21 protein-coding genes and 2 pseudogenes are annotated in these 23,737 nt (G+C 70.0%); 13 read left to right on the forward strand and 10 right to left on the reverse strand.

The genetic code is table 11. The features are described from left to right. Positions 1-33: 33 nt before the first annotated feature. Positions 34-957 (reverse strand): slipin family protein, encoded by a 924-nt coding sequence (locus OG294_RS00795; protein ID WP_327064387.1) that lies wholly within the window; start codon positions 955-957, stop codon positions 34-36. Positions 958-1,490: 533 nt separating this feature from the next. Here OG294_RS00795 and OG294_RS00800 point away from each other — a divergent pair. Together OG294_RS00800 and OG294_RS00805 are read left to right on the forward strand one after the other, a co-directional pair. Beyond that, positions 1,491-2,288, forward strand: a complete 798-nt coding sequence (locus OG294_RS00800; protein ID WP_327064388.1) for a GAF and ANTAR domain-containing protein — start codon at positions 1,491-1,493, stop codon at positions 2,286-2,288. A gap of 411 nt (positions 2,289-2,699) precedes the next feature. Beyond that, positions 2,700-3,107: a hypothetical protein gene (locus tag OG294_RS00805; protein ID WP_327064389.1), complete on the forward strand. Its 408-nt coding sequence runs from the start codon at positions 2,700-2,702 to the stop codon at positions 3,105-3,107. Between the two features lie 532 nt (positions 3,108-3,639). Here OG294_RS00805 and OG294_RS00810 read toward each other — a convergent pair. Both OG294_RS00810 and OG294_RS00815 read right to left on the reverse strand, forming a co-directional pair. Then, positions 3,640-4,170, reverse strand: a complete 531-nt coding sequence (locus OG294_RS00810; RefSeq protein ID WP_327064390.1) for a dihydrofolate reductase — start codon at positions 4,168-4,170, stop codon at positions 3,640-3,642. Further along, a complete protein-coding gene (locus tag OG294_RS00815) occupies positions 4,167-4,964 on the reverse strand; it encodes a thymidylate synthase (RefSeq protein WP_327064391.1) in 798 nt (265 codons plus the stop codon). Before OG294_RS00815 ends, OG294_RS00810 begins: the two co-directional genes overlap by 4 nt. Positions 4,965-5,087: 123 nt before the next feature. On the opposite strand from OG294_RS00815, the gene OG294_RS00820 reads away from it, so the two are divergent. The 3 genes from OG294_RS00820 (at position 5,088) to OG294_RS00830 (ending at position 6,855) form a co-directional block, all read left to right on the forward strand. Beyond that, on the forward strand, positions 5,088-5,408 hold the full coding sequence (locus OG294_RS00820; RefSeq protein ID WP_327064392.1) for a PhzF family phenazine biosynthesis protein: 321 nt from the start codon (positions 5,088-5,090) through the stop codon (positions 5,406-5,408). 176 nt (positions 5,409-5,584) lie between these two features. Beyond that, positions 5,585-5,716: a hypothetical protein gene (locus OG294_RS00825; protein WP_327064393.1), complete on the forward strand. Its 132-nt coding sequence runs from the start codon at positions 5,585-5,587 to the stop codon at positions 5,714-5,716. Continuing rightward, positions 5,716-6,855: a methyltransferase domain-containing protein gene (locus OG294_RS00830; RefSeq protein ID WP_327064394.1), complete on the forward strand. Its 1,140-nt coding sequence runs from the start codon at positions 5,716-5,718 to the stop codon at positions 6,853-6,855. Before OG294_RS00825 ends, OG294_RS00830 begins: the two co-directional genes overlap by 1 nt. 684 nt (positions 6,856-7,539) lie before the next feature. Here OG294_RS00830 and OG294_RS00835 read toward each other — a convergent pair. Further along, positions 7,540-8,031 carry an Lrp/AsnC family transcriptional regulator gene (locus tag OG294_RS00835; RefSeq protein WP_327064395.1) on the reverse strand — a complete coding sequence of 164 codons (492 nt, stop codon included), beginning with the start codon at positions 8,029-8,031 and terminating at the stop codon, positions 7,540-7,542. A gap of 182 nt (positions 8,032-8,213) precedes the next feature. Here OG294_RS00835 and OG294_RS00840 point away from each other — a divergent pair, with 182 nt between their 5' ends. Then, on the forward strand, positions 8,214-9,938 hold the full coding sequence (locus OG294_RS00840) for a histidine decarboxylase (protein WP_327064396.1): 1,725 nt from the start codon (positions 8,214-8,216) through the stop codon (positions 9,936-9,938). 63 nt (positions 9,939-10,001) lie between these two features. Here OG294_RS00840 and OG294_RS00845 read toward each other — a convergent pair whose 3' ends face one another. Further along, a complete protein-coding gene (locus OG294_RS00845; protein WP_327064397.1) occupies positions 10,002-11,045 on the reverse strand; it encodes a zinc-dependent alcohol dehydrogenase family protein in 1,044 nt (347 codons plus the stop codon). A 112-nt stretch (positions 11,046-11,157) separates the two neighbouring features. On the opposite strand from OG294_RS00845, the pseudogene OG294_RS00850 reads away from it, so the two are divergent. Continuing rightward, positions 11,158-11,286: pseudogene (locus OG294_RS00850) on the forward strand (helix-turn-helix domain-containing protein); the annotation flags it as partial. Positions 11,287-11,429: 143 nt separating this feature from the next. Further along, positions 11,430-12,068 (forward strand): annotated as a pseudogene (locus OG294_RS00855) (LysR substrate-binding domain-containing protein); the annotation flags it as partial. A 319-nt stretch (positions 12,069-12,387) separates the two neighbouring features. On the opposite strand, the gene OG294_RS00860 reads toward OG294_RS00855, so the two are convergent. After that, the gene (locus tag OG294_RS00860; RefSeq protein WP_327064398.1) at positions 12,388-13,296 is read right to left on the reverse strand and encodes a hypothetical protein; all 909 of its coding nucleotides are present in this window, start codon (positions 13,294-13,296) and stop codon (positions 12,388-12,390) included. A 536-nt stretch (positions 13,297-13,832) separates the two neighbouring features. Here OG294_RS00860 and OG294_RS00865 point away from each other — a divergent pair. Then, on the forward strand, positions 13,833-14,333 hold the full coding sequence (locus OG294_RS00865; protein WP_327064399.1) for a hypothetical protein: 501 nt from the start codon (positions 13,833-13,835) through the stop codon (positions 14,331-14,333). A 383-nt stretch (positions 14,334-14,716) separates the two neighbouring features. Here the strand turns inward: OG294_RS00865 and OG294_RS00870 are convergent, their stop codons facing one another. Next, complete coding sequence (locus tag OG294_RS00870; RefSeq protein ID WP_327064400.1) at positions 14,717-15,322, reverse strand: TetR/AcrR family transcriptional regulator; 606 nt, start codon at positions 15,320-15,322, stop codon at positions 14,717-14,719. A gap of 94 nt (positions 15,323-15,416) precedes the next feature. Between OG294_RS00870 and OG294_RS00875 the strand changes: the two genes are divergently transcribed. Both OG294_RS00875 and OG294_RS00880 read left to right on the forward strand, forming a co-directional pair. Next, the gene (locus OG294_RS00875) at positions 15,417-15,983 is read left to right on the forward strand and encodes an SDR family NAD(P)-dependent oxidoreductase (RefSeq protein WP_327064401.1); all 567 of its coding nucleotides are present in this window, start codon (positions 15,417-15,419) and stop codon (positions 15,981-15,983) included. 31 nt (positions 15,984-16,014) lie between these two features. Continuing rightward, entirely contained in the window at positions 16,015-16,935 is a 921-nt protein-coding gene (locus OG294_RS00880) for an SDR family NAD(P)-dependent oxidoreductase (protein WP_327064402.1), read from the forward strand. Between the two features lie 140 nt (positions 16,936-17,075). On the opposite strand, the gene OG294_RS00885 is transcribed toward OG294_RS00880, so the two are convergent. The 3 genes from OG294_RS00885 to OG294_RS00895 all read right to left on the reverse strand — a co-directional run bounded on the left by OG294_RS00885 (position 17,076) and on the right by OG294_RS00895 (position 21,067). Further along, positions 17,076-17,465: a lytic transglycosylase domain-containing protein gene (locus OG294_RS00885; RefSeq protein WP_327064403.1), complete on the reverse strand. Its 390-nt coding sequence runs from the start codon at positions 17,463-17,465 to the stop codon at positions 17,076-17,078. 1,100 nt (positions 17,466-18,565) lie between these two features. Beyond that, entirely contained in the window at positions 18,566-20,179 is a 1,614-nt protein-coding gene (locus OG294_RS00890) for a flavin-containing monooxygenase (protein ID WP_327064405.1), read from the reverse strand. A gap of 219 nt (positions 20,180-20,398) precedes the next feature. Then, positions 20,399-21,067 (reverse strand): Type 1 glutamine amidotransferase-like domain-containing protein, encoded by a 669-nt coding sequence (locus OG294_RS00895; RefSeq protein WP_327064406.1) that lies wholly within the window; start codon positions 21,065-21,067, stop codon positions 20,399-20,401. On the opposite strand from OG294_RS00895, the gene OG294_RS00900 reads away from it, so the two are divergent. Both OG294_RS00900 and OG294_RS00905 read left to right on the forward strand, forming a co-directional pair. After that, the gene (locus OG294_RS00900) at positions 21,066-22,307 is read left to right on the forward strand and encodes a DUF2254 domain-containing protein (RefSeq protein WP_327064407.1); all 1,242 of its coding nucleotides are present in this window, start codon (positions 21,066-21,068) and stop codon (positions 22,305-22,307) included. The genes OG294_RS00895 and OG294_RS00900 overlap by 2 nt on opposite strands. A gap of 251 nt (positions 22,308-22,558) precedes the next feature. Beyond that, positions 22,559-23,668, forward strand: coding sequence for a glycoside hydrolase family 16 protein (locus OG294_RS00905; protein ID WP_327064408.1), 1,110 nt, complete (start codon positions 22,559-22,561; stop codon positions 23,666-23,668). Positions 23,669-23,737 lie beyond the last annotated feature (69 nt).

The following is a 23,737-nucleotide window of genomic DNA, read 5'->3' on the forward strand; positions in this document are numbered from 1 at the left end:
CGGCGAATGTGTGCGCGGCGTCGACTCCGGGTGTCAGCGCTGGGGGACGGCTCGTCCGCCGTTGAGCGGTATCTCCCGCTCCGGCAGCACCACCACCGGCTGCTTGACGAACGACGGACCGGCTTCCGTGATCGGCCCGGGCGCCACCGGGGGTCGGGTCGTCGGTACGGCCGACGAGCCGGCAGCCGCGGCCTTCTCGCGGGCGAGGAAGGAGCCGAGCTCGCCGATGGTGCTCATCAGCGGGGCGGGGAAGACGACGGTGGTGTTCTTGTCCACGCCGATCTCCACCAGGCTCTGCAGGTTGCGCAGTTGCAGGGCCAGCGGGTGGGCCATCATGGAGTCCGAGGCCTCGCCCAGTGCCGCTGCGGCCAGCGACTCGCCCTGCGCATTGATGATCTTGGCTCTCTTCTCCCGCTCCGCCTCGGCCTGGCGGGCCATGGCGCGCTTCATGCTCTCGGGCAGCTGGATGTCCTTCAGCTCCACCAGCGTCACCTCGACGCCCCATGCCACGGTGGCGACGTCCAGGATCTCGCGGATGTCCAGGTTGATGGTGTCGGTCTCGGAGAGCGTCTCGTCCAGCGTGTGCTGGCCCACGACCTTGCGCAGCGTGGTCTGGGCGATCTGGTCGATCGCGGCGTAGACGTTCTCGATCGCCACCACGGATTTCACCGCGTCGACCACACGGAAGTAGGCAACCGCAGAGACGTCGACGCTGACGTTGTCGCGGGTGATGATGCCCTGGGACTGGATCGGCATCGTCACGATCCGCAGTGACACCCGGTGCAGGACGTCGATGATCGGAACGATCAGGGTGAAGCCCGGCTTCTTCGGGCCGCGCACCCGGCCCAGGCGGAACAGCACTCCCTGCTCGTACTGCTTGACGATTCTCGCGGAGAGCAGGAAGCCGGCCAGCACCAGCAGGACGACGATGACGACGGCGACGATCAGGATTCTCATGGCGTGCCTCTGTTCAGTTGTCGTGAGAGCGCGTCCGGTGCCAACGGCACGATCCACGTGCGAGTGGCCACGCCGGCACAGCAGCGTGTCCGGCCGGGATTGGCCACCAGGCCGTCCGGACGCGGCGAGCAGCCGACGGAATGCGCCGCGTCGGCAGGGGACGTCAGTGGTTCTTCGGCGGCCCGATCGACAAGGTAGGACGGGCGCGCTACGGGAACGGGTCCAACGGCCGAGGGAAGCAACTGCATGAACATGGTGAGCCTCATCTGAGGAGGTCACCGAATGGGCCCGGTTGTGAGCTGAGCGCTCCCGAGGCCGACGCGAGGTGGGCCTTCGTCTCCGGACTGGCTGCTGACTCAACCACTACCGACAGTACTCTCCCGCCACACTCTCCGGCCACGTGGTGCGCCCGGCGGACGCCGTTCGGGCGCGGTCAGGCGCGGTCGGGCGGACAATGGGCGGCAGGGGCACGGATCCGCCTGCCCGGCCCACGGTGCGGGCGGTCGGCCGCCGGTTCGGCTGAGGAGATCACCATGGCGGAGCCAACCGCGCGAGCGCCCGGGGGCAGCGACGCCCCGGTGTCGGGTGCTGCTGCCAGCCGGACCCCGGCCGACGACGCGGATCTGCGGGAGAGCCTGGCCGGCCTGTCGAGGCTGGCCAGCGGGCAGTTGGACCTGCGGTCCCTGCTGACCCACGTCGCCGACTTCGCGATGCACGCGATCCCGGGCGCGGACGGAGTGGGCCTGACCCTCGTGGAGGACGGCCGGGCCGACACGATCGTGTCCAGCGCGGCCTTCGTGCGGGACGTCGACGCGATCCAGTACCGGATCGGCGAGGGACCGTGCATCACCGCGGCGGCCGAGCGACGCACCGTCCACTCGGCCTCCCTGGGCAAGGACCCGTCGTGGCCGCGGTTCGGGCCACAGGTCGGTCGGCTGGGCGTGCACAGCGTGCTCTCCCTGCCGCTGCTGACCGGCGACCAGGCGCTGGGGGCGATGAACGTCTACGCCCGTGGCGAGGACGTCTTCGACGCGTGGGCGGTGGAACTCGGCGAGCTGTTCGCCGTGCCGGCCGCGATCTCGGTGGAGAACGCCCAGGCCCTCGCCCAGGCGAAGCGGTTGGCCGTCCAGCTGCAGTCCGCGCTGACCCACCGCGCGGTGATCGACCAGGCCCTGGGCATCCTGATGAGCCGCAGCGGCTGCACCCCCGCCGAGGCCTTCGACAAGCTCCGCGTGATGAGCCAGTCCCAGAACCTGAAGGCGTCCGCGGTGGCCCAGCAGCTGCTCGACGAGGCAGTGGCCCGCGCCCAGGCACGCCACAGCACCGGCTGAGGCCCCGCGGTGGGCACCACGCCTGCGTGTTGGGGAACGTCGGGTCGACGTTGTGGATGACCGCCTCGTAGCGGTCGAACAGGCGATGGCCGCCGCTGGTGAAAGCAGACGGGCGGGAGCAGGCTGGATGTCGAGGAAACCTGTCCCGGTCGGCGACCACATGCCTGGGATTTTCTTCTGGGACGTCCATCAGGACGAGGAGGAGACATGCCTCCAGGTGCGCAGCCCCCGGTGGCGAAGGAACCGCCACCCCACGACGCGAGCGCCGGCGGAGCGGGCGGGCGGCCGGGCTGCCCGGCCGAAAGCTCGGGCGAGGCGGTGGGAGGGCCCGGCCTCCGATGGATCGGCCCGGTCGCCGTGCCGAGGACGATAGCCGTCGGTTACCGTGCCTCCCCGGGATCCGAGCGGGTCATGTTCGGCATGACCGCGAGCTTCGCCATCACCATCACCGCGTCCCGGACCCTGAACTACGTACTCGAGCGGCGCCGCTCGATGCCCAGGCTCCGCGGCCTTGGCCGGCTTCTCGTTCCCGGCAGCAACCACATCCGCGTGCACCACTTCCTCCCGGGCATGGCCCTCGCCTTCACTGCCGGCGGCACCGCCCTGGTCACCCGCGCCGAAACCCTGGAGCAGTGGCTGAGTCTGCCCTTCGGCGTCGGAGTCGCACTGACCACCGACGAACTCGGCATCCTGGTCAGCCGCAACAACCCCTACTGGGGTGGCAAGCGCCTGGCCCAGCAGCAAGCGGCGGCCTCCTCGCTGGCGGCTCTGGGCCTGGCCATCGACTTCCTGCGCCGCAGCCACCGTACGACCGCGTGACCGTGCCTCCTCCAAGCCGGGGCGATCACCATCGCCGCCACCGTGGCCGGTGACAACGACACCGTCACGTGCTCGACGGCGGTCGGCACGGCCAGCAGCAGCCAAACCGAGCGGGGCACCCGACGACCGGTCGAGCGGATGATCCCCGAGCTCAACGTGAGCCGGGTCGACCAGCCCGATGGCCTGCGCCGGGCGGTCACCGACGCCGAGGAGGGCCTCCTCAAACTCTGGCTGCACTACGAGGGCCCCGAACGCATCGTCGCCTGGGCGGCCCGGCACGACCCCGCCATCGTCTGGGAGGGCCGCTACGCGCATCACTGCCAGTTCTTGCCACCGCGTCTACCACGACGACGCCGTCCGGCAGGTGACCACTGGGAGGAGGTCATCGCCGAGCTGCTCCGATCGGCCTGGCTCGACGAGGTCCACATGAGCCGAACCGTGGCGGCAGCGCTGCACAGCACGTCCGAACTCGGGCAGGTGCGACAGGAGCGCGTCGGCCTGCCGGGGCAACACACCGCCGGCCAGCGCCTGTTCAGAAGTCGATCAGAACGGACGGACTGTCACGGGTGTACCTGCGGATGCGGTAGCGCAACCCGAGCGCCGAGGACTGCCAGCCCTGGTCCTCGGCGACTTTCCACGTCGGGCCCGGCGCCGGGGCGTAGGTGTCGCCATCCACCACCGTGTCGATGTCGGTCACCGAGAGCATCGTGGCGTACGGCAAGGCGGCACGGTAGATCTCACCGCCACCGATCACCCATGCGGCAACAGGAGTGGTCGGCTCCGGCGACCGGGCCGCGAGTTTCAGCGCCTCAGCGATGGAACCGGCACGCTCGGTGCCTTCGGCCGCCCAACTCGGATCGCGAGTCACCACGATATTGCGCCTGCCCGGCAGCGGCCGGAACCGCGTCGGCAGCGAGTCCCACGTCTTTCGCCCCATGATCACCGGATGGCCGAGGGTTGTCGCCTTGAAATGCGCCATGTCCTCCGGCAGGCGCCACGGAATGGTGTTGTCCGCGCCGATCACACCGTCAAGGGCCTGTGCCCAGATCAGCCCGACATTCACACCGCCACCGGTGCCTTGATCGCCGGATGGTGCTGGTAACCCAGCACCTCCACATCGGAGTAGGCGTAGTCGAAGAGCGAGTCGGCCCTGCGCAGACGCAGCCCGGGGAACTCGAACGGGGTGCGCGAGAGCTGCTCGGTCACCTGCTCGACGTGGTTGTCGTAGATGTGGCAGTCACCACCGGTCCAGATGAAATCGCCCGGCTCGAGGCCGACTTGCTGCGCCACCATGTGCGTGAGCAGGGCGTAGCTGGCGATGTTGAACGGGACACCGAGGAACAGGTCCGCGCTGCGCTGGTACAGCTGGCAGGAGAGCCTGCCGTCGGCGACGTAGAACTGGAAGAAGGCGTGACACGGCGCGAGCGCCATCTGGGCCAGCTCGGCGACGTTCCACGCGGAGACGATCATCCGGCGGGAGTCCGGATCGCGGCGCAGCGTGTCGAGAACCTCGCTGATCTGGTCGATGTGCCGGCCGTCGGGGGTGGGCCAGGAGCGCCACTGGACGCCGTAGACCGGGCCGAGCTCGCCGTTCGCATCGGCCCACTCGTCCCAGATGGTGACGCCGTGCTCGTGCAGCCAGCCGACGTTCGAGTCGCCGCGCAGGAACCACAGCAACTCGCACACGACGGACCTGAGATGCACCTTCTTGGTGGTGACCAGCGGGAATCCCTGCGCGAGGTCGTAGCGCAGTTGGTGCCCGAAGACACTTCGGGTACCAGTGCCCGTCCGGTCGGCCTTGGCCGTCCCGGAGGCGAGCACCAGGCGCAAGAGGTCTTCGTACTGGGTGTCTGCCACAGCCGTCGAGTGTACCGGCCGACCAGACATGTACGGGACGTATGTCGGTACCGGACCACGGACGGTCCACGTCTTCGGCATTGGCACTTTCTGCCGTGAACGGGTGCTGTCCACGGTCGACGGATGAAGATCTGGATCGTCGACGCGTTCACTGACCAACCGTGCACGGGCAATCCGGCTGCCGACTGTGTGCTTCCGGACGACCCCTGGCCGCAGGAGAGTTGGCTACAGGCCGTGGCCGCAGAGATGAATCTTTCCGAGACCGCGTTCGGCAAGCCGGCTCCGGTCGACTCGCAGAGCGACTGGGACCTGCGCTGGTTCACTCCCGTGACCGAGGCCGAAAGGCCCTCGGAGGCTCCGGCTCACTGGCCCAGGGGGTGGTGCGGGCTGACCGGGGTGTGTCCCCACGTGTGTGGGGCGGACACTTCCCGACCTGCCGCGTGAGCGAGCGTCGACCCGTCGGCCAGGGCGCACATCTCGCGGCCACGCCCCGGATGGGCGAGGCAGCACCAGGCCTGACGCGCCCCCGTGCGCACCCTGCGCGCCCTACCGGCACCGACCAGCTTGCGATTGACTCACTATGAACCGTAGCCGGTCAGTGACAATCGAGGAGGACAGTCATGGGCGACCAGAGCAAGGGCGGCGCCAGCGACGGCAAGGGCGGCGGCCACGCGAAGCCCGGCGGACCGTCGATCGGGCCCAAGCCCAACCCGGACGGCCAGGGCCCGACCCCCGACCCGAAGCACAAGTGATGACCGACGCGTCAACCGGCCGCCGGCGGCTCGCCGCGACCCTCGAAGCGGCCGGTGCCCTCGACGCCCAGTGGCGCGACGCGATCCTCGCCGTACCGCGGCACCTCTTCCTTCCCGACGTGTACTGGGCAACCACCACCGAGTACATCAAGGTCGACCGCACCAGCACCCCGCACGGCTGGATGGGCTACGCCTACCAGGACGTGCCCATAGTCACCCAGTGGGACAACGGCGCCTGCACCGGGGAACAGGTGCCGACCTCGTCCGCATCCATGCCGACGATGGTCGCCACGATGCTCCGCCACCTCGAAGTCCAGCCCGGCGGAACCGTCTTGGAGATCGGCACCGGCACCGGATACAACGCCGGCCTCCTCGCCCACCGTCTGGGCGGAACGAACGTCGTCACCGTCGAGGTCGACCCCGACGTCGCCGACCAGGCCCGCAAAGCCCTCGCCGAAGCCGACCTGCACCCGCAGGTCATCACCGGCGACGGGGCACACGGCTGGCCGGGCGACGCACCATACGACCGGGTCCTGGCGACGTGCTCCGTCATCGACATTCCGCAGGCGTGGATCGCACAGACCAGACCCGGAGGGATCATCGTCACCCCGGTCGGAACGCTCTTCGGCGGCGGCGCCCTGGCCAAGCTCACCGTCGGCCCGGACGGCACGGCCAGCGGGCCGTTCGTCGGCTCGTCCGCGTTCATGCTCCTCCGTCAGCAGCGCTACCAGGCGCCGCCGGTGGACGACTACCTGCCCGACGAGTGGCCCGGCGACGCGGGCGCCTCCCTGACGAGCCTCGACCCGGAGGCCATCGGCGACGACTGGCTGGCACAGTTCGTCATCGGCCTCCAACTGCCGGACGTCTACTACCGTCGGACCCCGAACGGCGACGGCTGGACGTGGTGGCTGTTCGACACCGGCGTCACGTCCTGGGCGACGGTCGACTCCACTCCCGGTGACGCGGAGTTCGATGTTCGCCAGTCCGGCCCACGCCGGCTGTGGGACGAGATCGAGACGGCGTACCAGTGGTGGACGGGTGCGGGGCGCCCGAGCTTCGAGAGATTCGGGCTGACCATCGATCAGGATGGCGGACGGCCCTGGCTCGACCGCCCCGGCAATCCGGTAAGGGCGAGGTGACCCGTGCAGGGATGGGTGAACCCCACGTACACGGAGGCTGTCGCCGCCGTCCGACAACTGCCGCGCACACCATGGCCTGACGGCAGGCTGCGCCCCCACGGCAGTGTCATGGTCGCCGGCAGGGCGATCTACGTGGTCCGACCGGCCGAGAGCAAGCCGGCCGCGGAGTAGAGCCGGCCCGAGCAGGGCGAAGGCCCTCGCTGTCAGCCTTGGACGGGACATCCCGCTCTGTCGGGTTGGCCTGAGAGGGCCCGAGCAGGAGTTCCAAGTCCGCGGCTCAGGTCACGATTCGACGCTGGGCCACACGGTCCCGGCAGCGTCGGCCGGCCTGACCCCGGCACTCACGTGCACCGCGTGGATGAAGGGGTGCGGGCCTGCCTCGGCGTGCCGGGACCCGTGGCCGGCAGTCGCTGCGCCTGCTGCGAGGACTGCCGCCGCCGCGAGGCCGGCGGCGGCGACGGCGTTGGTGAACCCACCAGCTCGTCCAGATTTCATGATCATGCCCGTCGTGTTCATGACTCACCCCTGTGGCAAGCACAACTGACGCGAATTCAAACACTCGCGCCCTGCCCGGGCCAAGCCTCCCGGGCTCATGACAGGGTCTGCAAGCTCGCCGGCCTCGCACTCGACTGGCCGGCGCGGCGCCTGCGAGCAGACCCCCTCGCCGCAACGAGCACGGCTTCGTCACACCACCGCGGCCAGGTAGCGGCGGCCGGGTATCTGCTCGAAGATCAGGTTGGTGCGGGTCTGGGCAACCGCCGGGTGGGTGGTGAGGTGGTCCACCACGAAGTCGCGCAGGGCTTCGGGGCCGGCGACGCCGACGTGCAGGAGGTAGTCGTCGGAGCCCGCCATGTGGAAGACCGCGAGGACGCCGGGCAGGTCGGGGGCGGTGCTGCGGAAACTCTCGTTCTGCTCGCGGGTGTGGGCACGCAGGCGCACCGAAATCATCGCCTGGAGCGGCAGGCCGATCGCAGCGGGGTCGACCTCGGCCCGGAAGCCACGGATCACGCCCTGCTGCTGGAGCGCACGGGTGCGGGCCAGGCAGGTCGAGGGGGCGATGCCCACCGCTTCGGCGAGGGCGTTGTTCGGCATCCGGGCGTTGTCGGCGAGGGCGCGGATGATCGCCCGGTCCACCTCGTCGATGGGCGCTCTGCGGGGCTGCGGATTGTTCGGCATGCTCTCCACGATCGCTCCGGTGGGCGACGATTCCAATAGCGGATGGCCGGATCATCGAATTTTCTTCAGCGTCTCTTCCCTCGTGCGTCGCAAAGTTCCATTCTTTCCGCGAGCAGCGACCACCCCTGCGCCGCGCACCGCCCCGCGAAGCGGTCATCCAGTGATCCCGGAGTGCCCCGCCCATGAGCCCGACCGCCACCCTCGCCGCCGCAGCAGCCGCAACCGCGGACGATGCGGACGCCACGCTCGCCGCAGCCGACGCCGAGCCGGCGGCGGCGCCGGTTGTGGATCCGGGATCCGAGCTGGACGGTCGCGACTTCGCACTGCCCACCACCGGGCTGGACGACACACAGCGGCTGCGCGCACTGGACACGGTGGACGAGTACCTGACCCGCAAGCGCCGGCACCTGGTCGGCTACCAGGCCACCCAGGACATGCAGGGCTGCGCGCTGGACCTGGCCCGGTTCATGCCGAACAACATCAACAACCTCGGCGACCCGTTCCAGAGCGGCGGCTACAAGCCCAACACCAAGGTCGTGGAACGGGCGGTGCTCGACTACTACGCGGCGCTGTGGAACGCCGGGCGACCGCACGACCCGGCCGACCCCGAGTCGTACTGGGGCTACATGCTGTCCATGGGCTCGACCGAGGGCAACATGTACGCGCTCTGGAACGCCCGGGACTACCTGAGCGGCAAGGCGCTGATCCAGCCCCCGGCGGTGCCGTTCGACGCCCTGCGCTACGTCGGGGCCCGGCCCGACCGCACCAACCCCAACGCCCACCGCCCGGTGGCGTTCTACTCCGAGGACACCCACTACTCCTTCGCCAAGGCCGTCCGGGTGCTCAACGTGGAGACCTTCCACGCCGTCGGCACCGAGCTGTACCCGGACGAGTGCCCGCTGCCCGACCCCGTCACCGGGCGTCGCCAATGGCCCACCGAGGTCCCCTCCGCCGCCGGCCCCTCGGGCCTGTCCTGGGACGGCCCGGGCGAGATCGACATCGACGCGCTCGCGGCGCTGGTCGAGTTCTTCGCCGCGAAGGGGCACCCGATCTTCGTCAACCTCAACCTCGGCAGCACCTTCAAGGGAGCCCACGACGACGTCCGGCAGGTGTGCGAACGGCTGCTGCCGATCTTCGAGGAGCACGGCCTGGTCCACCGCGAGGTGGTCCACGGCACCGACCCGGCCACCGGTGAGCCGCTGGTCGACGTGCGCCGCGGGTTCTGGATCCACGTGGACGGCGCCCTCGGCGCGGGCTACGCGCCGTTCGTGCGGATGGCCGCCCAGGACCCGGCGTACGGCTGGACCCCCGAGGTCGAGCTGCCCGAGTACGACTTCGGACTCACGCTTCCCACAAGGGAGTTCGGCGAGGTCGACATGGTCTCCTCGATTGCGATGAGCGGCCACAAGTGGGCCGGCGCGCCGTGGCCGTGCGGCATCTACATGACGAAGGTCAAGTACCAGATCTCGCCGCCGTCCCAGCCGGAGTACATAGGCGCGCCCGACACCACCTTCGCGGGCTCCCGCAACGGGTTCTCCCCCCTCGTCCTCTGGGACCACCTGTCCCGGTACTCCTACCAGGACCAGGTGGACCGGATCCGCGGCGCCCAGGAGCTGGCCCACTACCTGGAGCGGCGCCTGCTGGCGATGGAACGGGAGTCGGGCGTCGAACTCTGGCCGGCACGCACCCCGGGCGCCGTCACCGTCCGGTTCCGCAAGCCCAGCGCGGAGCTCGTCGCGAAGTGGTCGCTCTCCTCGCAGGACGTTGTCATGGTCCCGGGCGACGAGTCCACCCGCCGCGCCTACGTCCACGTGTTCGTGATGCCCTCGGTGGACCGGACGAAGCTCGACGCACTCCTCGCGGACCTCGCCGAGGACCCCGCCCTGGTTCGACGGAGGCTCCCCTGATCCCGCCCCGCATCGCGAAAGGCTGATCTCGCCCATCGGAGCGGGAGGCTGCCGGAGGCACCGTCAGAAGGCGATGCGGACCTTCAGCGCCTCGCGCTCGTGCATGGCGCGGTAGCCGTCCGGCACTCCGGCGAGGTCGACGGTGCGGTCGAAGACCAGGCCGGGCTCGATCGCACCGCGGAGCACGTCCGGCAGCAGTTCGGGGATGTACGCGCGGGCCGGTGCCACGCCGCCCGCCAGTGTCACATTCCGGTCGAACATCTGGCCGATGTCCACGCCCGCGCTGCCGCCGTGCGGCACCCCGACGTAGCCGACGGCGCCGCCGTCCCGGGCGATCGAGATCGCGGTGCGCATCGACTCCTCGGTGCCCACCGCCTCCAGCACCGCGTGCGCGCCCTGACCACCGGTCAGCTCGCGCACCTTCTCGACCGCCGCCTCACCGCGGTCCGGCACCACGTCGGTGGCGCCGAACCTGCGCGCGATCCCGGTGCGCATCTCGTGGCGGCCCAGCGCGATGATCCGGCCGGCGCCGAGCCGGTGCGCGGCCAGCACCCCGCACAGGCCCACCGCGCCGTCGCCCACCACCGCCACCGTCGACCCCGGGCGGACCCTGGCGCAGACCGCCGCGTGGTGCCCGGTGGCCATCACGTCGGAGAGCGCGAGCAGGCTGGGCAGCAGCGCCTGGTCGGTGGCCGCGTCCTTGGGCAGCTTGACCAGGGTGCCGTCGGCGAACGGAACCCGTACCGCCTCGCCCTGCCCGCCGTCCGAGCCGACACTGCCCCAGAAGCCGCCGTGCGGACAGGACGTCTGCAGCCCGTCGCGACAGAAGTCACAGGTGCCGTCCGACCAGACGAACGGTGCGACCACGAAGTCCCCGGCCTCGAACCGGCCGACCTCGGAGCCCACCTCCTCGACGATGCCGAGGAACTCGTGCCCGATCCGCTGCCCCGGCTCACGGGCGGCCACCCCGCGGTAGGCCCACAGGTCACTGCCGCAGATGCAGGCGTTGACCACCCGCACCACGGCATCGGTCGGCCGCTGGACCACCGGGTCGGGGACCTCCTCGATCCGGATGTCACGGGGGCCGTGGACCACGGTGGCACGCACAAGTAACTCCTGGCACTTCTCGCAGGACGCGGGGCTGACGGCAACCAGAGTCACCGCCCGAGGGCCCCAGCGTCCAGCTACATCTGCTACAGCAGATGCTTAAGATGGACTAATGCTCGATGTGCGACGACTTGTCCTGCTCCGTGACCTGGAAGTGCACGGCACGGTAACCGCCGTCGCCGAACTCCACGGCGTCACACCCTCCGCCGTCTCCCAGCAACTGCGCCTGCTGGAAGAGGAGACCCGCACCCGCCTCCTGGAACGCACCGGGCGCTCGGTCCACCTCACGCCCGCAGGCCGTCGCCTCAACAGCGACACCGAGCACGTACTCGCCGCCCTCGAGCGCGCCCGCATCCGGCTGCACACCCGGACCGGCACCCCCAGGGCCCCCTACGATTCGCCTGCTTCCCCAGCGCCCTCACCCCGGTGGCCGCACCCCTCGGCAAAGCCCTGGAGGACAGCCACCCGGATGTGCAGCTCCGCATCACCGAGGCCGAACCCGAGGCCGCGGTCCGGCTGCTGCTCCAACGGCGCGCCGACCTGGCCCTCGTCTACCGGTACGACAACCTCGCCGCACCCCCACTCACCGAGGTGGAAACCCGAACCCTGCGAACCGACCCCCTCCTCGCCGTCCTGCCCCGCGACCACCCCGCGGCGCTGACCGCCCACTCCCCCATCGCCCTGCGCGACCTCGCAGACACCCCGTGGACCATCGCGCCGCCCCACACCGCCTGCGGCGACGCCGTCCTCCAAGCCTGCCGCGCCGCCGGTTTCACCCCCCAGGTGAGAAACACCTGCACCGACTTCGCCGCCATGATCGCTCTCACCGAGAGCACCGGACACGCCACCCTCATCCCCCGCATGGCCACCGCTCACCTCCCGCCCACACTCACCGCGCGACCGATCACCGACACCACCCTCGCCCGCACCATCGAGATCGCCGTCCGCCACGACACGGCACACGAACCCGCGATCGCCGTCTGCCTCAACACCCTCCGGACGCTCCTGCAGACAGCACCATGAAGACCCGAAGGCCGTCCGGCCCCCAACCACCTCTACCGGCGCCGGAAGGCAGACCGGAAGACGGCATGGCGGCGGCTCGGCATCCGAACACGACCCATCCGAAACACCGGCCAAGATCCCTCGCGACGAACCGGGCCTGCCGGATCAGGCGGGTCACGCACGTGCCTGCCGCGGCCGCACACAGCCGCGTGGCGCGGCCACGAAGGCCCGCAGAGACGGCCGGCGGGCGAGGCCGCCGTGGCCCGGGGCTCCGTCGGACCGAACTCCCCAGCCGGGGTCGACCTGTGCGAGAACTCCGAGCCGGTCCTCAATGACCGCCTCAGGATCGGCCACGGTCACCGGGCGGTCGGCGGCCCAGGTGCTCCGTACGGGCGGCCTGCCAGCCCTCGCGCATGCGGGCGACGAGCTCGGCCCACTGGCGCCGGACCTCGTCGTCCGGTGGTCGCAGGCCGCGTTTGATGCGGCCCATTTCGTCCCGCACCTCGCGCCCGACCGCGCAGGAGCCCACCAGGACGAACATCAGGCCGAACAGGGCGGTGAGCATCGCGAACACGGCCCCGACGGCACCGAACCGGGTCGCGTAGGAACTGAACAGGCGGGGCAGGTAGACCGTGGCGGCCACCGAGTAGGCCGCACTCGCGCCGGCCGCGAGGAGCGTGAACGGTGCCAGGTCCCACCGGTCGATCCGCCGTGCGGACAGCAGCCGCCCGCTCCACAGCAGGAAGAGCACGGTGACCGGGACCTGGCAGAGTACGGCGGCCAGGTCCAGGCGCCCACGGCCGAGCAGCGCGTGCAGCCAGCCGACGACGACCAGGTAGGCCGCCAGCGACAGGCTCCACAGCAGCCCGTTCTTGGTGTTGCGCACGCTGAGCGGGGTGAGGTCCCACGCCGTTTCGAACAGCCGCTGCGCGGCGCGGGAGAAGCTCAGCGCGGAGATCAGCAGGAACAGGAGGCCCAGCACGCTGGTGCCGGGGTCGGCGGCCGGGAACGAGAAGAGATGCCTGACCGCCTCGGCACCGCCGCCGGTGAGCCCGTAGCGTTTGACGATGCGGTCCGCCAGGTCGCCCTGCCCGAACCGGTCCAGGAAGGAGGAGAGCAGGATCGCCAGCGGGATCAGTGCGGTGAGTCCGCTGGAGGCCAGGGACATCGCGCGGTCGAAGCCCACCGTCTTCTGGAACCGGTTGACGACGCGCAGCGCGAAGGCCGGGCGCAGCCAGAAGGTCAGCACCCTGATGACGTGTTCGCGGTCGAAGCGTGCCGTCCGGTCCTCCGGGCCTTTTCCGAGCCACTGATCCGGTCGAGCGTACGTGGCGTGACAGCTCACCGCTGCGTGACGCGCGTCGGCTCCGTGGCGTCCGTGTCCTCGTCGAGGTGGGTTCCGCCGGTCGGCGGCGTTCCGGTCGCCACCCGCGAGGCAAGGCCCCCGGCTGGCGGAGCAGCGCTCGCCGGCGACCGGCAACCGAGGTGTGCCGGACGCACGGCCCACCACTGCCACGACGGCCGTTGTCCGCTTCTCGATGCCGGCCGGATCAGCCGCCCGGAGAGGGCCGAGCGCCCTCCTCGGAGACCTCTCCGAGTTGCCGGAACGAAGTTCGGGCTCAAGGGTGGGACCCGAGCGTCGTGAGTCGGGAGACAGTGATGACCACCGTGGAAGCCGATGAGCACAGGGCCGTCGGCACTGCCGTCGGCACTGAGGCGAAGACCGCTCCCGCCCACCGCCCACACCAGGCATCGGGCCTGGCGGGGCCTTCGGGACGGCGAACCGTGGCGCGCCGCTCGTTCCAGGTGCTCGGCGGCGTCCTCACCGCAGCGCTGCTGACGGCGTGTTCGAGCAGCGGCAGTGGTGTCCCGGCCGCGGTCGGCTCTGCAGCGCGGTCAGCCGGGATCTCCGCGGCGGGTTCCGCGGCCACCTCCGCGGTCTCGGCCCTGCAGAGCGCCGTGGCCGCCGCGAGTTCGGCGGCGGCCTCCCAACTGGCCGCGGTCAAGAACGGCGTCGATGCCAGGTCCGATGTCTCGGTGGGCGCCGCTGCCACGGACGCCGACGGTCGGGCCACGGCCGTGGTCACCGTCACCAACCACGGTTCCGGCACCGCGGACTACACGGTCGCGGTCAGCTTCCGCGATCCGGGTGGCAACCTCCTCGACGCCGTCGTGGTGTCGGTCGATGCCGTGAACTCCGGTGCGAGCAGGACCGCCACGGCCCGCTCCAACCGCACCCTGTCCGGGAGTGTCTCCGCCGAGATCGCGGCCGCCCTGCGCCACTGACGGGCGCCGGAGCCTCGAACACGAGCCGGCGCATCGCCATCGGGTGAGAGCCGCCGGCGCAGGTCGGGCCCCGCGAAGGCGCCGGTCCCGCCGTCGACCATGCGCAGCAGGCCGCAGGAGTCGTCGCCGTCGGTGATCAGCACTCCACCGATACACCGCGGGCGCATCACGGACTGGTACAGCCCGATCGCCGCGGGCCGAACACCCGGCCTCACGACTTTGCCGGGCAGTTCCGCCCGGCACCCTCCGGGGAGGGATGCCGCCGGGGCAGCCGTGGGGACGCCCAGGCGTGACTTGTCCGCGGTGTCACTGACGGCCCCCGGCCGGTGGCTTCGGGGACTGTCCGGGGGTTGTCCCCCCATATCGGAACCGGCCTTTGAGTCTCAAGGCTGGATGGCAAGGGCGAGGAGGGTATCGACCGCAACCTCGAAGGGACGCGTACTCCGTTGCACCTGGGCGAGCAGAAGTCCCCCTTGCAGGGTGGCGAGCATCGTGGTGGCGAGGGCGTCCGGGTCAATGCCGGGTGCGAGCTTCCCCTCGGCATGAAGCGACCTGAGTCCTTCGCTGATGGCGGTTGACCATCGCTCGAATCCGGCGGCGATGAGGGCTCGGGCCTCGGGGTCGCTCTCGGCGAGTTGACCGCCGAGCGAACCGAGTGGGCAGCCGCCCTGTGCCTCTCCATGCTTCACCCCGGCGATCAGCATGTTCCGCCAGGCTGCGACTCCGTCCTCGCTGCCGAGCGCCTGCCGATTGTGATTGACGAGGGTGTCGGCTTGGTAGCCGATGACCGCCTGCAGGAGCTCGTTCTTGTCGGGAAAGTAGTGGTAGAGCTGCGAACCGCTGACCTCCGCTGCCACCTTGACGTCTTCCAAGGTGGTACCCGCGACCCCGCGCTCGTGGATCAAGGCCGCAGCCCCTTCCACGATCCGAGCCCGGACACGTTCACCCTTCGGGGTCAGCCGCGGCCGATCGTTCGTCTTCTTCACCATCCACCCATAGTAGCGATTCTGGGTTTGACAGCCCAGTCCAGCCAGGCCAGACTGAGTTACACAACCCACTTTAAGCAGGAGGAGGAAGCAACGCATGCCTGCTGACTTGAAGGACAGAACTGCACTGGTCACCGGGTCTACGAGCGGGATCGGCAAGGCGACGGCCATGGCTCTCGCTGCCCGCGGCGCTCATGTCCTGGTTGTCGGACGCAACGCGGAAAGAGCCGAGCGGGTCGTGGCCGAGATCGAAGGCGGCGGAGGTAGAGCGTCGTTCAGGCTCACCACGCTGGGAGACCTGGAATCGGCACAAGACCTGGCGCGATGGGCCACTGAGGCCGGCGATGGTCACGTCGACATTCTCGTCAACAATGCTGGAGTCGCCTTGCTGGGGCCGAGCGACGCTGCGACCGAAACAGAGTTCGACGAGACCTTCGCACTTAACGTCAAGGTTCCGTTTTTCCTCGTCGCGGCCCTGGCACCTGCGATGGCCGAGCGCGGATGGGGCTCGATCGTCAATGTCAGCACGATGGTCGCCAGTTTCGGACAGCCCGGCATGGCGATGTACGGCGCGAGCCGAGCGGCCCTCGAACTCTTGACCAAGAACGGATGGCTCGTCAACGGAGCACCGGCCCCGCGACGCAGCAAGAGTCGTCCAACCTGAACAGCCCCACAGAAGATGAGAGGGAATCCCGATGAGCACACTCCCAGGAAAGACCGTGATGATTACGGGCGCCAACGTCGGGATCGGCAAGGACGTGGCCCGCCAACTGGCTCTGCGACCGGAGACGGCCCGCATCTACTTGGCATGCCGCAACCGAGATCGGGCGACAACGGCAAAGGCCGAGCTCGAAGCCGCTACCGGCCGGCGCATCTTTGACATCGTGGTCATGGATGTCGCCGATCCGGGCTCGGTCCGAGCCGGCCTTGCGGCCATCGACGGATCCGTCGACGCGTTGGTCATGAACGCTGGTGTCATTGGCCCGCAGTCGATGGAGTTGACCGCCGACGGGGTCACCAAGGTGTTCGCGACAAATGTTCTCGGCCACGTCGTCCTCCTCGAAGGGCTCTTGGCCGAAGGGCGGCTTGGCGAGGTCGCGGTCCTCGCCGGAAGTGAAGCAGCCAGGGGACTTCCGATGTTGCGGATGAAACGGCCGTCCTTTGCCTCAACCTCTGCCGATGAACTCGCCAGCGTCATCGACGGCAGATTCTTCGCCGACGGAAAGACTGACTTCAACCTCGCCTTCGGGCAGGCCAAGTACATCGGGGCCCTATGGATGGCCTACCTGGCCCGCCAACACCCCGAGCGCCGCTTCATCACCGTGAGCCCCGGCGCGACCACCGGCACCCAAGCCTCCAACGACATTGCCCTACCGCTGCGTATGGCGGCCAAGTACGTCATGCCCGCCCTAGGGATCTCCCACAAGCTTGAGGTCGGCGCGAAGCGACTGGTCGACGGTGTCACCGACCCGACCCTGTCCAGCGGCGTGTTCTACGCCAGCGCGGCCAACAAGCTGAAGGGCCCCTTGGTCGACCAAGCGGACATCTTCCCTGACCTGGCCAACCCGTCGTTTCAGGACCACGCCAACGAGGCCATCCACCGCTTCATCATCTAGTGCCCCGCCAGGTGGGGGTGGCTTCGCCGATGGGTCGGCGGGTCATGAGGTTGACCATGGACGCGACCGAGGGGCCCGGTGCGCGGGGTGCGCGCACCGGGCCCCTCGGGGTGACCCGCTGGGGGTCGCTGATCGGGTGATCAGTAGTTGTGGTGGACCTGCCAGTAGGCCCAGGCCTGGTTGGGGCTGCCGTAGCGGCTGTTCATGTAGTCGTAGGTCCACTTGATCTGGGTGGAGGCGTTGGTCTGCCAGTCGGCGCCGGCGGAGGCCATCTTGTTGCCCGGCAGGGCCTGGCCCAGGCCGTAGGCGCCCGAGGAGGGGTTGGTGGCGGTGATGTTCCAGCCGCTCTCGTGGGAGACGATCTGGTCGAAGGAGGCCAGCTGGTCGGCGGGGACGATGCTGGCGGCGATCTGCTGCGGGGTGGCGGCAGAGGCGGCGGTGGGGGCGACGGCGGCGCCGATGGCGACGATGCCGGCGGCGGAGGCGAGCAGGGCGGCGGACTTGCGCATGCGGGTGGAGATCACGGGCATGTGGAGTTCGACCTCAGATCACTTGGGCACCTGTCCCGTGGCTCGGCGGACCCGGTGGGGCCCGGCGGGCGGGTGTCGGTGCCGGGGCGGTCGCTCTCACAGTGAGCGACCGCCGGACGGGAGTGCGGCAGCGGATCGAACCGCCGCCGCAGCTGGCGACTCAGCCATTGTTAGCGGGCCGGTCGGCCGGCTCCAAGGGGTGCCCGCTACGACGGTGCGTCGTAGCGGTGCCGGGTGAACGTGCCGGTGGGGCGCGGGCGGCTGGGTGTGGTTCGGGCGGTTAAACCTGCTCTGGCGCGGCTTTTTGGGCGATTTGCAACGTTTTGACCTGCGGAAACGGTGCGGACCAGGCCGCAGGCACGGGAGCGCGGCCATGGTGGCGGCCGGCCGGGCGGGCCCGGTGGACGGGAGTGGTGAACGGTCTACGAGGAAGGGTAGGAGGTGCCCCCAGCGCGTGAGGACCATCACGGCCCACCCCCGTCCGGCACCCGCCCCAAGGGGACCCAGCTCACATCATGGTGACTGTCGGCAACCGCTCGATGGCGGCGGCGCGTGTCCGGCCGCGGTCCGGTTGGCGATGGACGCGGCTGCCGGCGGCCCGGAGCGGCAGGGCACCGTGGGCGCCGGGACGGGCGCCTTGAATGGCGGCGGGAGCGGGACGGGCGCCTTGAATGGCGGCGGGAGTATCGTGGAATTCAGCCTGCAGGGCGAGCGAGGGAGTTCGACCGGATGGTCCTGAGCGATGGGCGGAGGCTCCGCGCGGGACGTTGGTCGACGGTCGGGCTGAGAGGCCGGAAGGTCTGTGAGACCGGAAGGCGACCTCCACCACCTGATCCGGACAATGCCGGCGAAGGGAGCCCACCTTGCAGGTTCTCCTCTGCCCGCACGGCACCGATGCGGGGCGCACGACCATTGACCAGGGCACCTGAGCCACCGCGCGGGCCTGGTGATCGGTAGGGCCACATCCGCTGGAGTGGCGTATCGACGGCTCCTCGGTAATCCGGTTCCGGGGCGGGCCGTGGACGCGACCTGGTGGCCGTGCCCCGCGGCGGCACGCCTGCGGCTGACGCGACCCGTCGCGGGTCCCGGGCATCCCGGTATCAGCGAGGATGACCGCTGCTGCCTGGTGGAACCGGAAGGAGGCCCGTCGGCTGAACCGGTGCGGGCACGGCGGCACCACCGGCGGTGCCGTGCGGTCGGCCGATGGCCGCTTCGCCGCGCGGGCGGCCGATGATGGGCCGAGACGGCTGCCAGTCGTAGGAGTTCGGGTCGAAGGCGTGGAGCCGGCGACGGAGGCGGCGGGTGGACCAGGGCCAGCAGAAGGTGTTCCGGCCGGGTGTGCCGAAGTAGTAGCCGGAGTCGTCGTCCGCGTACACGGTCGACTTCAGGGCTTCCTGCACGGCGTGGTTGTACGTGTCGGCCACCTCCGGGCGCACATCGAGCGCCGTGTGGTTGCCCGCACGCAGGTGGGTGAGTGCGTCGGTGAGATAGCGCAGTTGAGCCTCCAGGACGGCGGGGACGGCGCTGGTGCCGCTGAGGATGTTCGGCCCGAGGAGGAGGAAGAGATTGGGGTACCCACTGACGCTGGTCCCGAGGTAGGCGTCGCGACCACTGCGCCACGTGTCGGCAAGGCTCCGACCGTTGCTGCCGTACAGGTGTGGGGCGATGGCCAGTTCGCCGATGTGGAAGCCGGTGGCCAGAACGACGATGTCCGCGCCGACCCGTCGAGCGTCCGCGCCCACGACGTCGTTCCCGTCGATGTGGGTGGCCCGGGTGGGGTGCAAGTGAACGTTGGACTGGCTGACAGCCTGGTAGTAGGTGTCGGAGGTCAGCATGCGACGCGCGCCGAGCCGGTGGTCGGGCGTGAGGGCCTGGCGCAGGACGGGGTCGGGGACACAGCGGCGCCGGTACTGGCGCGCCATGGCTTCCAGCGGCGGCAGAAGCCGCGGGTGGCGCATGGCAAAGCCGATGGCCTCCTGAGTCCCTGCGTGTGCGGCGCGGGCGGCGCGGCGCGCTGCGGGCCGGCGCAGCAGGAGCCGGCGCAGGCCTCCCGGGAGGGCGTAGTCCGGCTTGGGGAGCACCCAGGGGGCGGTGCTCTGGAAGATGTCGACGCGGGCGGCGTGGCGCTGGAGGGCGGGCAGGAACTGCACGGTGGAGGCGGCGTTGCCGATGACAGCGATGCGGCGGCCGGACAGGTCCGCGGTGTGGTCCCAGCGGGCGGAGTGGAAGACGGTGCCGGGGAAGTCCGCGAGACCGGTCAACTCGGGGTAACGGGGCCGGTTCCAGGGGCCGGTGGCCATGACGAGGACACGGGCGGCATACCCGCCCGCGGAGGTGGCCAGCAGCCAGCGGCCGCTCGTCCGGTCCCAACGCGCTCCGTGCACTTCGACGTTGTAGCGGACCGACCGGTCGGTGCCGGTCTCGGCGGTGGTGGCGCGGAGGTAGGCGAGGATCTCCGGCTGGGTGGCGAAGGTTCGCTTCCAGGGGCCAGGCGCGAACGAGTACTCGTACAGCAGTGACGGCACGTCACACCCGCACCCCGGGTAGGTGTTGTCGCGCCAAGTGCCGCCGAGCCGGTCGGACTTCTCCAGTACAACGACGTCCTCGAAGCCCGAGCGGCGCAGCGTGACGGCGGCGGCCAGCCCTGACAGGCCTGCGCCGACGACCACCACCTCCGCCTCGTGCCGGAACTCGGGCACAGCAGCGTCGAACACGTCCCTCTCCCCCCGTAGCGATCAGCACACAGAACGTAGCAGTGCCGGGAACCGGACCCGGCCGACTGCCGGTCCCCTCGGGGGTGATTCACCACTACGGGTGAAGAGCGAGAGGCTTGCACGGCGAACTGCCGGCGAACTGCTCGTCGTCGGCGTGCAGGTGGCCGCATCCGGATGCCGAGAATGGTCTGCCACCACGTTCCTGCCGCACACCAGAGGTCAGGTGGAGAACAGCCGCCAGCGTCCCTCGGAGACAATCTCGACGACCCCGTCGCTCACCTTGATGGCGGTGTCGTCGTCGATCGCGTACGCCGGGTTCGAGAGGCCTGCCGCCCAGGTCTCCGCATCGGCCATGGTGTTCTCCGGCAGGGCCGGGTGGTCCAGATGCGGGAAGATCGAGAAGTCGACAACCCCCAGCGTGCCGTCACTCCCGGTGGGCGACTGCCACCCCACGAAGTCCGCCCCGATCCGGGGAGTCATCACCATGCTCCCCGCGCTGAGCCCCACCCAGACCAACTCGCGCAGCGACGGCAGCAGGTCCGCCAGCCCGGACTGCCGCATCCAGTGACACAGGTACAGCGCATCGCCACCGTTCACCAGCAGCACGTCCGCCTCCTGGACCCAGGGCACCCAGCGCTCGGCACCGATGCTGGGCAGCGCCGTGAGCTCCAGCACGCCCAGCGACTTCCACCCCAACTCGCACATCGGGGTGGAGGATTGCCCGGTGATGAAGCGCCAGGCCCCGGCCGGGCTGCCGGTGGGGTGCCCGTAGCCCGCGGTGGGGATGCACAGGGCGTTGGACTCGGCGATCGGTTTGCCCAGGAGATCGACCAACGCGTCATGGATGCTCGCGTTCTTGACGCCCGCGGAAGTGAGAAGAAGCTTCATGGTGCCTCCAAGCTTGACTGCTCCCCCTCCGAAGAGCGGGGATTCCGCCTCGTCCGGGAGAGATCCAACCCGATTCGCCCTACGGCTCCCCGAAGACTCCCACGCACCTCTGACAGCCCGGGCTGCCCGTCACTGCCGGACCGCACGCACCAACCGGCGGGCACGGCCCCTGACGGCCCGGCGCCGACCGGAGGGCCCTGGCCAGGAGGCCCCGACCGAGCGTCACCTCGCTACGACGCGGAGCAGCGCAAGCCTCCTCACGGCCTCTCCAGCAGCACCGAGCACCTTTTCGAGCTCCGGCCCGCGCCCCGGGAATCCAGGTCATGACAGCCGGATCATCACCCTCGACCTCGGCGTGCTGATCTACTTCATCCACCACATCGCCACCATGATCCAGCTGCCGCAGGTCATCGCCATGATCGCCGACGACCTGGCCTCGGCCATCGAGGCCCAGAGCGGCACCGACCAGCTCCCGTCGGCGCGCTCCGGCTGCGGTCCCGACACCGACGAGCTGCTCCGCCGGATCGGCGACTCGGGGACGGTCATCCCGACCCCGGCCACCGGCTACCTGCAGTTCCTCAAGCACGACGAGCTGGTCCGGCTCGCCACGACGGCGGACGCAGTGCTCCACCTCCCGTACCGACCGGGGCACTTCCTGGTCCAGGGGCAACCGCTGGCCGTGGTCTGGCCGCCCGCCGCCGCGCCCCGCCTGGCCGCCCAACTGTCCCGGGTCCAGGTGACCGGCCCCTACCGCGCCCTGACCCAGGACGTCTCCTTCGGCTTCGACCAGCTGGTGGAGATCGCCATCCGCGCCCTGTCCCCCGCCGTCAACGACACGTTCACGGCACTGACCTGCATCGACTGGCTGAGCCACTGCCTGTGCCGGATCACCCACGGCTGGCACCCGCAACGCGTCCACCGCGACGGCTCCGGCCGGATCCGCGTCATCGCCTGTCAGGCGGACTACGACCGCCTGGTCCAACGCGCCTTCGAGAAGATCCGCCAGTGCTCGGCCGGCATGCCGGCCGTGATGATCCGCCAACTGGACGCACTGTGCCGCGTCATGGAGCAGACCACGATCCCCCGCCGCCGCCAGGTCCTGGCCGACCAGGGCGCCATGATCTGGCGCGCCTGCGAGGCGTCGGTACCCGAGCCGGCCGATCGTGAGGACGTCCTGCGCCGCTACACGGCCCTGCTCGCACTCCACCAGGCGTCGGACGTACGGACGGAGGCGGCGTAGGCGCCGAGAGCGCCGCAGGGCGAGAGTGCGCTGCCGTGGGGCGCGCCGGTTCGCTGGCGCGCCTACCCGACGCCGAGTCGGCATCCGACTAGAGTTCGCATACAGCCGATCGTCGCATGTGCGTCACCTCCTGTGCCGGTGGCGGAGCCTCCGTATCCCGTGCACGGCTACTGGAACACACTGCGCTTCCTCCCGGGGCGCTCGTTTCGCACCGCGCCTGCGCCCGCCTCCCCGAAGAAGGATCGCCCCTCTTGCGCACACTCGCCCGTATCAGGTCTGCCGCGACAGCCGCCTCGGCAGCCCTCGTGATCGTCCTCGCCGTCCCCGGGCCGGCTCACGCGGCCACCACGATCACGCAGGACAGCCTCGCACCGACCAGCGCCTCGCCCGGGATCTCCACCACCGCCACCCTGAAGGTGCATTCGACCAGCTGCACCACGGTGCAACAACTCGGAATCGCCGTACGCGACTCGGCCGGGCGCAATTTCGACTTCCCGAACTCGCTCAGCAACGTGACCATCTGCCCGTCCGGGTTCACGTACACCTCGGGCGCACGCACCTTCCTCGCCGGCACCTACACGGAGTTCGGCTACTACCTGGACAGCACCGGCTACCACAACCTGTCCTCGCAGTCCCTGACGGTGGCTCCGCCATCGGGGGCTCCCTCGAACCCGGCCCAGGGAAAGACCCTCACCTTCGACGAGGAGTTCAACCAGCCCATCGCCTACGGAACACGCTGGATCGGCACCACCACCAGCGCCTACCAGTACGGGAACCACAACCCGAACGACGACAAACTCGACTGGCTGCAGCAGTCCGCGGTGAACGTCGCAGGCGGGGTCGCCACCTTCACCGCCCAGCCCGGCTCCCACACCCTGGAGAACGGCAAGCGGGCGTGGGACACCGGGCTGCTCACCACCGAGGGCTCGTCCGAGGGATTCCAGGTCCGGACGAACGACTACATCGAGACCCGGGTCCAGATGCCCTCCGGCCTGGGCGCCTGGCCCGCGCTGTGGAGCTGGCGCAACGGGGACACCGAGGTCGACAAGTACGAGTACCACCCCGACAACCCCAACCTGCTGGAACTGACCAACCACATCAAGAACTCCCAGGACTACTACACCGACGCCGCCGGGGTCGCCCCCGGCGACTGGGTGGTGATCGGGCTGGTCTACGGCGCGAGCTCGGTCGACTGGTACGTGAACGGCGTCAAGGTCTTCTCCGACAACACCGGCGTAGGCACGTCGTTCTCCGCCTACCTCATCCTGAACCTGTCGGTGGACGCCGGGACCTACCACCCCGCGCCGCAGAACACCACACCGATCACATCGGCCGCCGACTACGTGCGCGTGTACCGCTGAGCGCACCCCCTCAAGGCGGCGGGCCCGGTACTGCCCGCAGCAGCACGCACACACCCCCCCAGCTGAAAT

The sequence above is a fragment of the Kitasatospora sp. NBC_01302 genome, assembly GCF_035976515.1.
Lineage (GTDB): Bacteria > Actinomycetota > Actinomycetes > Streptomycetales > Streptomycetaceae > Kitasatospora.